Raw genomic sequence first — 12,989 nt, forward strand, 5'->3', positions numbered from 1 at the left:
TCTACGCACGCACGGGCCCGGCCCCTCCACTCTCCGCCGTCGTGGTCAGGACCGCAGCGAGAGCACGATCCCGTCCAGGATGTCGTGCTCGCTCGCCCAGGCCTCGGTGACGCCCGCGACCTCGGCCACCCGCTCCAGGACGGTGCTCCACAGCAGCGCGCCCGCGCCGATCACGTCCACCCGTCCCGGGTGCATGAACCCCCGCTCGGCGCGTTCGGCCCGGGTCGCCGCCACGAGGCCCTCCGCCGCCGCGCGGAACTCGGCGATCGGCAGGCGCGCACCGTGGATGGCCTCGGGCTCGTACGTGCTGAGCCCGAGGGCCTCGGCGGTCACGGTGGTCACCGAGCCGGCCACGCCGACCACGCGCGCCACGCGTTCCAGCGGCAGGCGGGCGGCGGCGTCGTCGAGGAGACGGAGCGCGTCTGCGCGGGCCGCGGTGACCTCATCCGACGTCGGGGGGTCGGAGCGCAGATGACGCTCGGTGAACCGCACGCAGCCCATGTCCAGGCTGACCGCGCCCACGACCTCGCCCGCGGGCGTGCCGACGACCAGCTCGGTGGAGCCGCCGCCGAGGTCCACGACGAGCACGAGGTCCTCCGGGCCCAGGTCCGCGGTCTCGACGGCGGAGACGGCGCCCGCGAAGGACAGGCCGGCCTCCTCGGCGCCCGAGACGACCTCCGGCTCGACGCCGAGCCGCTCCCGGACGCCGTCGACGAACGCGGCCCGGTTGGAGACGTCCCGGCTGGCGGAGGTGGCCACGAACCGGACCCGGCCGGCGTGGTGGCGCTGGACCAGGCGGGCGTACTCGTCGACCGCCGCGAAGGTGCGCTCCAGCGCGGCGTCGGAGAACGCGCCGGTGGCGTCCACGCCCTCGCCCAGGCGCACCACGCGCATCTCGCGCACGACGTCGGCCAGCGGCGCCGCCGGGTCGGCCCCGGTCCCGGTGGTCTCGTCCGTCCCGGCCGGCCGGGAGATCAGCAGGCGGATGGAGTTCGTGCCGCAGTCCACGCCGGCCACCGTCACCTCCTTCAGCGCGGCGACGCGCTCGAGGTGCTTCACGTGCCGGGAGAGGTCCTTCGTGGGCACCGCCGCGGCCTCGTCCCACGCGCCCTCGCACGCGCAGACCTCGGGCGTCCACCACGGGGCCACCAGGGCGATCGCCTCGTCACCGAGCGGGTTCACCCCCGGCCCGGCCGCGAGCGCGTGGCCCACGAGGGCGTGCAGGCACTTCACGCGCTCGGGCATGCCGCCGGCCGAGACCCCGGCGATCTCCGGGACGGGCCCCGTGCCGGCCTCGGCCCCGACCCGGTCCCGCTCGGCGATGTAGGCCTCATGCGCCGCGCGGTGCGCGGCCGCGAGCGCGGGGTCCTGGGCGAGGCGGTCGTTCATGCGCGCCATCTCCCCGTCCGCCTCCACGCGCGAGACCGCCGCCGTCAGCACGGGGTGCGTCAGGTAGAAGGTCGTGGGGAACGGGATTCCGTTGGAGAGGCGCGGCGCGGTGGTGGCCACGAGGGGGTTGCCGCACACGCAGCGGGCGCCGATCTCCACGACATCCCGGACCGGGCGGCCGAGCTGGCGGGACAGGGTGTCCAGGTCCTTCTCGGTGACGGTGCGGTCCTGGGCGGGGCGGGGGCTGACGGTCATGGTGTCCTCGGGGGTACGGGGTGATGCGGGCGGGGGCGGGACGCGGGGTTCACTCGAGCCCGGCGCGGACGGCCGAGTCCCACAGGCCCTCGGCCCACGGCAGGCGGGTGTTGACGACCCCGTCCGCGCCGGCGGCGGGCGTGTCCTCGGCCTCGGTGCCGGTCTCGGTCTCGGTCTCGGGGGGCCGTCCCGTCACGGAGTACAGGGTCTCCCCCGGCATGACCAGTTCGAGACGCTCACGCGCCTGCTGGGTCACGTAGGCGGGATCGTCCCACAGCTGGATCCGCCGTTCGTAGTCCTCGCGCTGGGCCTGCATGGCGGCGATCTCCTCGCGCGCGGCCGAGATCTCCAGCTGCTGGTTCAGGAACGCGCGCAGCGTGGGCGCCACCAGGACGGCGGCCACCAGCAGCACGGCGACGACGATGAGCGAGCGGCCCGTGATCTGCCGGGCCGGCACCGGCTCCGGCAGCGGGGCCCGACGGCGGGCGGCCGTGGCGGCGGCGGATGCGGCGCGGCGGGGGGCGGGCTGGGGCCGACGCCCGGCCGGGCGGGCCGGTGCCGTCCGGCGCGGGGGTGCCGACGGGGACGCGGGGGCGGCGGTGTCCTCGGCGGGGGCCGTGTCGGCCCGGTCCACGTCCGGGTGACCGGCCTGGCGGCGCTCCTGGATGCTCTGCAGGTCGATGACCTCTGCGTCCGTCGCCGCGGGCGCCGGCGTGGGGGCCGCAGGGGCCGCGGGGGTCGGCGTGGGCGCGTCCGCCTTCGGGGAGGCCGTCGTCGGGGCCGCCGGGGCCGCGACGGCGGTCCGGCGCGGGGCGCCCGTCGTCGGGTCGACACGGGGCACGCGGGGGCGGCGCGGACTCATCGCGGACTCCTTCGGACGCACTGCGGGAACCCTCCCAGCCTACTGCCCGCCCCTGGCAGGATCCTGGTCGCGCCGGGACGGGCACGGGCCCGCCCGGAAGGATCCGGGCGGGCCCGCGCGTCGTCGTCGGGGACGGTCAGCCGCGGAAGCGCGGGAAGGCGGAGCGGCCCGCGTAGACGGCGGCGTCGGCCAGGTCCTCCTCGATGCGCAGCAGCTGGTTGTACTTGGCCACGCGGTCCGAGCGGGCCGGGGCGCCGGTCTTGATCTGGCCGGCGTTGGTGGCCACCGCGAGGTCCGCGATGAACGTGTCCTCGGTCTCGCCCGAGCGGTGCGAGATCATGCAGTGGAACATGTGGCGCTGGGCCAGGGCGATCGCGTCGAAGGTCTCGGTCAGGGAGCCGATCTGGTTGACCTTCACGAGCAGGGCGTTGCCGGCCTTCTCGTCGATGCCGCGCTGCAGCCGCTCCACGTTGGTGACGAACAGGTCGTCGCCCACCAGCTGGACGCGATCGCCCAGCTGCGCGGTCAGGTGCTGCCAGCCGTCCCAGTCGTCCTCGTCGAGCGGGTCCTCGATGGAGACGATCGGGTAGTTGTCCACCAGCTCGGTGTAGTAGGCGGCCATCTCCTCGGCGGAGCGCTGCTGGCCCTCGAAGGTGTAGGAGCCGTTGTCGAAGAACTCGGAGGAGGCGACGTCCAGCGCCAGCGCGATGTCCTCGCCCAGGCGGTAGCCGGCCTTCGTCACGGCCTCGGCGATGAGGTCCAGGGCGGCGCGGTTGGACTCCAGGGACGGGGCGAACCCGCCCTCGTCGCCCAGGCCGGTGGACAGGCCCTTCTCCTGCAGCACGGTCTTCAGGGCGTGGTAGACCTCGGTGCCCCAGCGCAGGGCCTCGCGGAAGGACGGGGCGCCGATCGGGGCGATCATGAACTCCTGGATGTCCACGTTGGAGTCCGCGTGGGCGCCGCCGTTGAGGATGTTCATCATCGGCACGGGCAGCACGTGGGCGTTCGGGCCGCCCAGGTACTTGTAGAGCATGAGGTCGGAGGCCTGCGCGGCGGCCGCGGCGACGGCCATGGACACGCCCAGGATCGCGTTCGCACCCAGATTGCCCTTGTTGGGGGTGCCGTCCAGGTCCCGCATCGCGCGGTCCACGGCGCGCTGGTCCGCGGCGAACTCGCCCTCGAGCTCCTCCGCGATGCCCTCGACGGCGGCGACGGCGTCCAGCACGCCCTTGCCGCCGTAGCGCTTCTTGTCCCCGTCACGGCGCTCGACCGCCTCGAACTCGCCGGTGGACGCGCCCGAGGGCACGGCCGCGCGGCCCAGGGAGCCGTCGGTGAGCAGGACCTCCACCTCGACGGTGGGGTTGCCCCGCGAGTCGAGGATCTCGCGAGCGTGGATGGCGTCGATCAGGGCCATGGACGGGTCTCCTTCAATCGAAGTCGGAAGTCGTGCCCGCGGCGTGGACACGGCCTCAGCCTAGCGGGGACCTCCGGTTCCGGTCGGCCGCGCGCCGGCGACAAGACCGCCGTTCCCCCCGGCTGCGATGTCGCTGGGGCGCGGTCGGGGCTGCGGCCGGGCCGGCGCGGCGCCGCGTCAGCCGGACGGACGCAGCGCCGACCAGTCCCCCGCACGCACCCGCGCCACCGTGGTGCGCAGGGCCCGTTCGGGGTCCAGCCCCGCCGCCCGGGCCCGGCGCACCAGCGCGAACAGCTCCGCCCCGAGCGCGGTCTCGTCCGGCCACCCCACCGGGCGCTCCCCCGCCTCGGCGGCCGGCGCCGGGACGTGCGCCGCGAGCGGGTCCGGCTCCTGCCGGGCCGCGCGGTCGACCACCTTCGCGGCGGCGGCCAGCGCCGGCAGCCGGGCCGGGATGTCGCCGACGTCGAGGCCCGGGCCGGTGCCGCCGTCGTCGTGGGCCGGGGCGGCGGACGAGCACCCCGCGGCGGCCCGCTCCTGCGCCTTGACCCGCTCCCAGGCCAGCTCGACGGCCTCGGGCGTGACGGCGGCGAGCTCCTCGGCCGGGCGCAGGCCGCCCTCGGGAGTGAGCACGAGCGGATTGCGCCGGATCATCTTGGCGGTGAGGGCGTCGGCGGCGTCGTCCAGGCGGAACCCGGCCGTCTCCGCCGGGGCGCCCGGCGCCCGGGAGACGGCGGCGTGCAGCACCACCTGGAACAGGACGTCCCCGAGCTCGGCGGCCAGGGCGGGATACGCGCCGTCGGCCCGACGCGCGGGCACGTCGGCCCACGCGGCGGCATCGCGGGACTCGATCTCCGCCACCGCCTCATACGCCTCCTCCACGAGGTACTCGGCGAGGTCGGCGTGCGTGAGCGCGGCCGTCCAGGGGCAGTGATCGCGCAGGGCCTCGACCACCGCCACCAGACGGTCCACACTCGCGCTCACGGGAGGATCAGTCGTCCTCGTCCTCGACGTCCAGCGCCTCGAGGACCGGGCCGACGGCGTCGCCGGAGATGACCTCGCCCCAGCCGGCCACGAGGATCTCGGCGAGGTCCTCGCGCTCGTCCACGGACAGGAAGGCGGCCTCGGCGGCGTTGAGCTGCAGGTCCAGCAGCTCGGAGAGCGAGTAGCCGAAGGTCTCGGCGAGCAGGTAGAGCTCGTCGGTCAGGGACACGTCCGAGACGAGCCGGTTGTCCGTGTTCACGGTGACGCGGAAGCCGAGCTGCACGAGCAGGTCGATGGGATGGCCCGCGATGCCCGCCGCGGCGTCCACCGCGCCGGTCTGCAGGTTCGAGGACGGGCAGACCTCCAGGGCGATCTGCCGGTCCCGCACCCACGCGGCGGTCTCGCCCAGGTCCACGAGGCCGGTCAGCTCGTCCAGCTGCTCGCCGTCCTCGTCCACGCCGCCGTACTCCACCGAGATGTCCTCGGCCAGGCGCACGCCGTGGCCCAGGCGCAGGGCGCGGCCGTCCACGAGGGCCGAGCGGACGGAGTCCAGGCCGTCGCCCTCGCCCGCGTGCACGGTGACGGGCAGGTGGTGGGCGGCCAGCCACGTGAACGTGTCGGCGAAGCGGGAGGGCGGGAACCCGGCCTCGGCGCCCGCGATGTCGAAGCCCACGACGCCGGCCTCGCGGTGGCGCACGGCCAGCTCGGCGATCTCCTGGGCCCGGTCGGCGTGCCGCATCGCGGTGATCAGCTGGCCCACGCGGATCACGTGGCCCGCGGCGTCGGCGGCCTCGACCGCCTCGTCCAGGCCGGCCTGCACGGCCTCGACGGCCTCGTCCAGGGTCAGCCCGCCGGCCAGGTGCTGCTCGGGGGCCCAGCGGATCTCGCCGTAGACGACGCCGTCGGCGACCAGGTCCTCGACGAACTCGCGGGCCACGCGGCGCAGCTGTTCGCGGGTCTGCATCACGGCGGTGGTCAGGGCGAAGACCTGCAGGTACTTCTCGAGGGACTCGCCGTTGGCGTGCTCGGCGATCCACTCGGCCAGGCCCTCGACGGTGTCCGCGGGGACGTCGACGCCGGCCTCGCGGGCCAGGTCGAGGACGGTGCCCACGCGCAGGCCGCCGTCGAGGTGGTCGTGGAGGGAGACCTTGGGCAGGACGGCCAGGTCGACCTCGAGCGGGGAGGGGGATGCGGTGTCCGGAAGCTGCGTCGTCGTCACGGGCGTCACTCTACGGCAGGGTGCTCAGCGCAGGGCCTCCTGCTCGGCCAGGGTGAGGCCCTTCACCCCGGCGCCCAGCCGGCGGCGCAGCAGGGCCTTGAGCAGACGGTCCAGCAGCAGGCCCACGAGCGCGGCACCCGTCACGGAGACGGCGATCTGCAGCACCGGGTTCTCCAGCCAGCCCGCGGTCAGGCGCGCGATCATGATCGAATACGCGGCCCAGCTGGCCGTGGAGAGCAGGTCCAGCGCCACGAACCGCACCGGCGGATAGCGGGTGGCGCCGGCGGTGAAGTTGAGGGCCACGCGGCCGCCGGGGATGAACCGGGCGGTGAACAGCAGCAGCGCGCCGTGGCTGTGCAGGTGGTGCCGGGCGACCTCGACCGTGGCCCGCACCCGCCGCAGCCGCATCCACCGGAACCGCTCCACGCCCACGGCACGGCCGATCGCGTACGCGGCCACGTCCCCCAGGAACGCGCCCGCGAAGCCGACCCCCCACAGCGCCCACAGGGAGAACGGATGCCCGTCGCGGACGATCGCGCCGAGGGCCACCAGCACCGACTCCGACGGGAAGATCGGCACGATGCCGTCGAGCAGGCACAGCAGCAACGTCAGCGGCAGGACCCACCACTGCGCGGAGGCGTGGAGGATCGCCCCCTCGAGCCACGCGAGCATCCGGTCAGCCGATCCGGTCCAGGATCACGGAGCGCTCGCGCAGGGCCCGGGCGGCGTCGTCGTCGAGCTCGCCCACGGCCCAGCCACCGGCGAGCGCGGCCTTCGCCCGCTCGAAGCGCTCCGGCGTGTCCGTGTGCAGGGTCAGGACTTTCTGACCCCGGCCCACGCGCTCGCCGGGGCGCACGTGCACCTCGACGCCGGCCGCGGCCTGGACGGCCTGGCCCTGCCGCTCCCGCCCGGCGCCGAGGCGCCACGCGGTCAGGCCCACGGCCATCGCGTCCAGCTCGGTGAGGACGCCGTCCGTCTCCGCGACGACGTCCTCGGTGTGGGCCGCCGTCGGGAGGGCCGCGCGGGGGTCGCCGCCCTGGGCCTCGATCATCCGGTTCCACACGTCCATCGCCCGGCCGTTGGCCAGGTGCTCGGCCGGGTCCACGTCCGTGACCCCGGCGCCGGCGAGCATCGCGGCGGCGAGCGCCACGGTGAGCTCCACGACGTCGGCCGGGCCGCCGCCGGCGAGCACCTCCACCGACTCGCGGACCTCGAGGGCGTTGCCGGCCGTCCGGCCCAGGGGCACGGACATGTCCGTGAGCAGCGCCGAGGTGTCCACCCCGGCGTCCCGGCCGAGATCCACCATGGTTCGGGCCAGCTCGCGGGCGGACGCCTCGTCCTTCATGAACGCGCCCGAGCCGCACTTGACGTCCAGCACCAGGGCGCCGGTGCCCTCGGCGATCTTCTTGGACATGATCGAGGAGGCGATCAGCGGGATGGCCTCCACCGTGCCGGTGACGTCGCGCAGGGCGTACAGGCGCTTGTCCGCCGGGGCCAGGCCCGAGCCGGCCGCGCAGATCACGGCGCCCACCTCGGAGAGCTGGCGCAGCATCGCCTCGTTGCTGAGGTCGGCCCGCCACCCGGGGATCGCCTCGAGCTTGTCCAGGGTGCCGCCGGTGTGGCCGAGGCCGCGGCCGGACAGCTGCGGCACCGCCACCCCGAAGGAGGCCACGAGCGGGGCCAGCGGCAGGGTGATCTTGTCCCCCACACCGCCGGTGGAGTGCTTGTCCGCGGTGGCCAGGGGGCGGCCGTCCGGGGTGGTGAGCCCGCCGAAGTCCATGCGCTCGCCCGAGGCGATCATCGCGTCCGTCCAGCGGGCGATCTCGGCGCGGTCCATGCCGTTGAGCAGGATCGCCATGGCCAGGGCGGACATCTGCTCGTCCGCCACCACGCCGCGGGTGTACGCGTCCACCACCCAGTCGATCTGCTCGGGGGACAGCGTCCCCCGGTCCCGCTTGGTGCGGATCACCTCGACGGCGTCGAAGGGCTCGGCCTGCGGCTGCGCGGTCATGGGGGTCTCCTCGGAGGACGGCTGCGACGGTCAGCCTCCGACTCTAGCGAGCGGGCCCGGGAGCGCGCCGCAGGTCAGGGACGGTCCGCCCGCTCCAGGTCGGCCGGGCCGAAGGCGTCCGGCAGCACCGCGTCGATCCCCCGCTCCCCCGCCGGGGTGAGCAGCACGAGCCCGGGGGCGCGGAACTCGTACAGCAGCTGGCGGCACCGCCCGCAGGGCATGGTGAGCACACCCGCGCCGTCCACGCACACGAACGCGGCCAGCCGGCCGCCCCCGCCCATGCGCAGGTCGGCCAGCAGCGCGCACTCGGCGCACAGCGTCAGCCCGTAGGACGCGTTCTCGATGTTGCAGCCCGAGACGAGGCGGCCGTCCTCGGTGAGCGCGGCGGCGCCCACCCGGAACCCCGAGTAGGGCACGTAGGCGTGCTCCGTGGCGGCCAGGGCCGCGGCCCGCAGCCGGTCCCAGTCCACGCGCGGCGCCGTCGTCGTGTGCTGCCCGTCCGCCACGGCTACTCCTTCACGTACGGCACGCCCGAGGCGGCCGGGCCGCGCGAGCGGCCCACGAGGCCGGCCACGGCGAACACCGTGACGAGGTACGGGAGCATCGCCATGAACTGGCTCGGCACCGGGGTGCCGAGGATCGCCAGGACGTACTGCATGTTGGTGGCGAAGCCGAACAGCAGCGCCGCGAAGAACGCGCCGATCGGGTTCCAGCGGCCGAAGATCACGGCCGCGAGCGCGATGAAGCCCTGGCCCGCCGTCATCTCCTTGGAGAAGGACGACGCCGAGACGAGCGTGAAGAACGCCCCGCCCATGCCGGCCACCGCGCCGCCCAGCAGGACGGCGGCGTACCGCGTGCGGTTCACGTCGATGCCCACGGTGTCCGCGGCCTTGGGGTGCTCGCCCACGGCGCGCACGCGCAGGCCCCAGCGGGTGCGGAACAGGGCGAACCACAGCGCGATCACGAGCAGGTACATCGCGTAGCCCAGGATCGTCTGGTCGAACAGGATGGGCCCGAGCACGGGGATGTCCGCCAGGCCCGGGATCCGCAGGTTCGGGAAGTGCGGCGGCGCGTTGAGCTCGGTGTCCCCGCCCGTGAGGACGGTGGAGTACAGGAAGCTCGTCAGGCCGGCTACGAGCACGTTGAGCACGACGCCGACGATCACCTGGTTGACCAGGTACTTGATCGAGAACACGGCGAGCAGCCAGGACACGAGGACGCCGGCCACGATGGCGGCGGCCAGGCCCGCCCAGGGCGAGCCGGTGGCGGTGCCGACGACGGCGGCCGTGAACGCGCCCGCCAGCAGCTGACCCTCGATCGCGATGTTCACCACGCCCGAGCGCTCGGCCAGGATGCCGGCCATCGAGCCGAAGATCAGCGGGACGGCCAGCGCGAACGACCCGGCGATCAGGCCGGTGAGGAACACGGTGGTGTTGTCCGCCGAGCCGATCACCCAGATGAGGAACGCGGCCACGAAGGCGACGGCGAACAGGGCCGCGGCCCAGCCGGGGGTGCGCCCCGAGCGCAGGGTCGCCAGCCAGGCCACCGCGGTCAGCACCGCCATGAGCCCGACGAGCAGCCAGCCCCCCAGCACGGGGTCGGCGGTCAGGTCCGGGAGCACGACGGCGTCGGACGCGTGGGAGAGCCGGAAGGTCGCCGTCGCCTCGGGGGCGCCGAGGGCGAAGACGGCCAGGGCCAGCAGGGTCAGGATCGTCAGGGCGATCGGGGTGGTCCAGTGCCGGACCACGACCCGGGCGGGCTCGGCGGCCTCGGGGCGGACGACGTCGGCGTGGGGCCGGGCGGCGGTCGCGCTCATCGGGCGTCCCCCTTCTGCTCGTGCGGGCGGTGGGTCGGGGCCGTGTCCGTGGGCTGCGTGGTCGGGGCCTGCGGGTCCGCGACGGCGGTGGCCGCGGCCTCCTGGACGCCCGTGGACGGGGCGGCGGCGTGGCCGCCGGCGCCGGTCACCGCGGCGCCGGCCACGGCGGGCTGGGTCACGGGGTCGGCGGCGCGGCGGGCACGGGCGGCGCCCGGGGCGGGCAGTCGGAAGATCGCACGCACCAGCGGCGGGGCCGCGATGAGCAGCACGATCACGGACTGCACCACGAGGACGATGTCGACCGGCACCCCGGTCTCGGTCTGCATGGTCACGCCGCCGGCGCGCAGGGCGCCGAAGAGCAGGCCCGCGAACAGCACGCCCACCGGGTGGGACCGGCCGAGCAGGGCCACCGTGATCGCGTCGAAGCCGAAGGACCCGGCCACGGAGGTGTTCAGCGTGCTCTCCGTGCCGGCGACGTGGGTGGCGCCGGCCAGGCCGGCGAGGCCGCCGGAGATCGCCATGGCGGCCAGGTAGGAGCCCTTGACGGAGATGCCGGCCGTGCGGGCGGCGTCCGGGTTGGCGCCCACGGCCCGCAGACGGAAGCCGAGGGTGGAGCGCTGCATCAGCCACCACGTGAAGAGCACGGCCAGCAGTGCGACGAAGAAGCCCCAGTGCAGCCGGAAGTCGGTCCCCAGCAGCCGCGGGAACATGGCGGAGCGGTCCAGCGGCGCGGACACCGGGTTCGTGGTGCCGGGCGCCCGCAGGACGGGGGTGTTCAGCAGGTACGCGAGCAGGTTCACCGCCACGTAGTTGAGCATGATCGTGAGGATCACCTCGTGCGCGCCCGTCCAGGCCTTGAGCACGCCGACGACGGAGCCCCACAGCACGCCGCCGAGCACGCCCATCACGACGACGAGCAGCAGGTGCACGCCGGGCGGCAGATGCAGGTGCACGCCGAACCACGTGGCGAACATGGCGCCGAAGATGAACTGGCCCTGGCCGCCGATGTTGAACAGGCCCGCCCGGAAGGCGATGGCGATGCCCAGCGAGATGATGATCAGCGGGGTCGCCACGGTGAGGGTCTCGGTGAGCGGGTAGAGCATGCCCGTCGCGTCCGAGGCCCGGTAGTTGAAGACGGCGCCGCGGAACAGGGCCGCGAAGGCTCCGGCGAACGCGGCCCAGGCGGCGGAGAGCAGGTCGCCCGGGCGGGCGAAGAAGTAGCCGGCGGCATCGCGGACGTCCTCGTCCACGGCGATGATCAGCAGGCCGGAGATCAGCAGGGACAGCAGGATCGCCAGGACGGTGACCGTGCCGTTGCCCGAGAGGATCCGGCGCAGGGCGGAGTCGGCGGGGGCGGGCCGGACGCGGGGGTCGGACGCGGGGGCCGGGCGCTGCGGGGCGGCGGTGCTCACGGGCGCTCTCCTTCCGTGGTGGGGTGGGCGGCGGGCGCCGCGCCGGCGGTGCCGGGCGTGTCCGCGGCGACGTCCGCGCCGGAGGCGAGGGCCGCGTCGTCGGGGGTCTGGCCGGCCATCATGAGGCCGAGCGTCTCGCGCGAGGTGTCCCCCGGCACGATGCCGACGATCCGCCCGTGGTACATCACGGCGATCCGGTCGGCCAGCTCGAGGACCTCGTCCAGCTCGGTGGAGACGATCAGCACGGGGGTGCCGGCGTCGCGCTCGGCGATGATCCGGTCGTGCAGGAACTCGATCGAGCCGACGTCCACGCCGCGCGTGGGCTGCGAGGCGATGAACAGGCGCAGCCCGTCCACGAGCTCGCGGGCCATGACGACCTTCTGCTGGTTGCCTCCCGAGAGGGAGGAGACCGGCAGGTCCACGCCCTGGGTGCGGACGTCGAACTCGGCCACGCGGCGCTCGGCGAGCGCCCGCACCGCGGCGGGGCGCATCTGCACGGCGTTGCCGGCCGGGGCGACGTCGTACCGGTTGAGCACCATGTTCTCCGCCACGGAGAACGGGCCGACGAGCCCGTCCGTGGAGCGGTCCTCGGGCACGAAGCCGACGCCGGCGCGGATGATCTGGCGGGTGGACCGGCCGATCAGCTCCCGGCCGTCCAGGGTGACGGAGCCGGTGGCCTTGACCAGGCCCATGATCGCCTCGGTCAGCTCGGTCTGCCCGTTGCCCTGCACACCGGCCACGGCGAGGACCTCGCCCTGGCGGACGGCGAAGGACACGGCGTCCAGCAGCACCTGGCCCGTGGGCGAGACGACGGAGAGGTCCTCGACGCGGAACGTCTCCTCCCCCAGGGTCGGGGCCGTCTTGCGCCGCTCGAGGACGACGTTCCGGCCCACCATGAGGGCGGCCAGCTCGGCGGCCTCGGCGGAGGGCTCCGCCGTGCCGACCACGCGGCCGCGGCGCAGCACGGTGATGTCGTCCGAGACGGCCTTGACCTCGCGCAGCTTGTGGGAGATGAACACGATCGCCGTGCCGTCCGCCCGCAGCTGCCGGATGATGCCGAGCAGCTCGTCGGTCTCCTGGGGGTGAGCACGGCGGTCGGCTCGTCCAGGATGAGGATGCGCGCGTCGCGGACGAGGGCCTTGATGATCTCGACGCGCTGCTGCACGCCCACGGGCAGGTCCTCGACGACGGCGTCCGGGTCCACGTCGAAGCCGTACTGCGCGGAGATCTCCCGGATCCGCCGGCGGGTGGCCTCGAGGTCGAGCACGCCCAGGGCGCGGGTGTGCTCGTCGCCGAGGGCCACGTTCTCGGCCACCGTGAAGACGGGCACGAGCATGAAGTGCTGGTGCACCATGCCGATGCCCGCGCGCATGGCCTCGCCGGGGCCGGAGAACCGGACGGGCTCGCCGTCGAGCAGGATCTCCCCCTCGGTGGGCTCGTAGAGCCCGAAGAGGACGTTCATCAGGGTGGACTTGCCGGCGCCGTTCTCGCCGAGGAGGGTGTGCACCCGCCCCGACTCCACGGTCAGGTTCACGTCCTCGTTCGCGGCGAACGAGCCGAAGCGCTTGGTGATCCCGCGCAGTTCGAGCCTCATCGAGGGCCTTCCGTCTGGTCGATGCTCGTGGTGCCG

The 12,989-nt window shown here is 74.7% G+C and carries 10 protein-coding genes and 1 pseudogene; all 11 read right to left on the bottom strand.

All coding sequences use genetic code 11. The features are described from left to right. Positions 1-45: 45 nt before the first annotated feature. Positions 46-1,644 (bottom strand): DUF501 domain-containing protein, encoded by a 1,599-nt coding sequence (locus tag POD19_RS00870; RefSeq protein WP_144818802.1) that lies wholly within the window; start codon positions 1,642-1,644, stop codon positions 46-48. A gap of 49 nt (positions 1,645-1,693) precedes the next feature. Further along, entirely contained in the window at positions 1,694-2,506 is an 813-nt protein-coding gene (locus POD19_RS00875; protein WP_144818800.1) for an FtsB family cell division protein, read from the bottom strand. Positions 2,507-2,642: 136 nt separating this feature from the next. Continuing rightward, entirely contained in the window at positions 2,643-3,920 is a 1,278-nt protein-coding gene (eno, locus tag POD19_RS00880) for a phosphopyruvate hydratase (protein WP_036384859.1), read from the bottom strand. 177 nt (positions 3,921-4,097) lie between these two features. Next, on the bottom strand, positions 4,098-4,901 hold the full coding sequence (locus POD19_RS00885; RefSeq protein WP_144818798.1) for a MazG nucleotide pyrophosphohydrolase domain-containing protein: 804 nt from the start codon (positions 4,899-4,901) through the stop codon (positions 4,098-4,100). A gap of 7 nt (positions 4,902-4,908) precedes the next feature. Beyond that, on the bottom strand, positions 4,909-6,120 hold the full coding sequence (locus tag POD19_RS00890) for an adenosine deaminase (RefSeq protein WP_144818796.1): 1,212 nt from the start codon (positions 6,118-6,120) through the stop codon (positions 4,909-4,911). Positions 6,121-6,144: 24 nt separating this feature from the next. Further along, positions 6,145-6,792 carry a DedA family protein gene (locus POD19_RS00895; RefSeq protein WP_060974050.1) on the bottom strand — a complete coding sequence of 216 codons (648 nt, stop codon included), beginning with the start codon at positions 6,790-6,792 and terminating at the stop codon, positions 6,145-6,147. A 4-nt stretch (positions 6,793-6,796) separates the two neighbouring features. Continuing rightward, a complete protein-coding gene (locus POD19_RS00900; protein ID WP_144818794.1) occupies positions 6,797-8,131 on the bottom strand; it encodes a thymidine phosphorylase in 1,335 nt (444 codons plus the stop codon). A 74-nt stretch (positions 8,132-8,205) separates the two neighbouring features. After that, entirely contained in the window at positions 8,206-8,637 is a 432-nt protein-coding gene (locus POD19_RS00905) for a cytidine deaminase (protein ID WP_100058753.1), read from the bottom strand. A gap of 2 nt (positions 8,638-8,639) precedes the next feature. Beyond that, positions 8,640-9,947, bottom strand: a complete 1,308-nt coding sequence (locus tag POD19_RS00910) for an ABC transporter permease (protein WP_020626190.1) — start codon at positions 9,945-9,947, stop codon at positions 8,640-8,642. After that, on the bottom strand, positions 9,944-11,359 hold the full coding sequence (locus POD19_RS00915; protein ID WP_115165335.1) for an ABC transporter permease: 1,416 nt from the start codon (positions 11,357-11,359) through the stop codon (positions 9,944-9,946). Before POD19_RS00915 ends, POD19_RS00910 begins: the two co-directional genes overlap by 4 nt. Then, positions 11,356-12,953: pseudogene (locus tag POD19_RS00920) on the bottom strand (ABC transporter ATP-binding protein). The gene POD19_RS00915 and the pseudogene POD19_RS00920 overlap by 4 nt, the downstream one beginning before the upstream one ends. Between the last annotated feature and the right edge of the window lie 36 nt (positions 12,954-12,989).

It is taken from the genome of Micrococcus sp. GPGPB33 (assembly GCF_037853785.1).
GTDB lineage: Bacteria > Actinomycetota > Actinomycetes > Actinomycetales > Micrococcaceae > Micrococcus > Micrococcus luteus.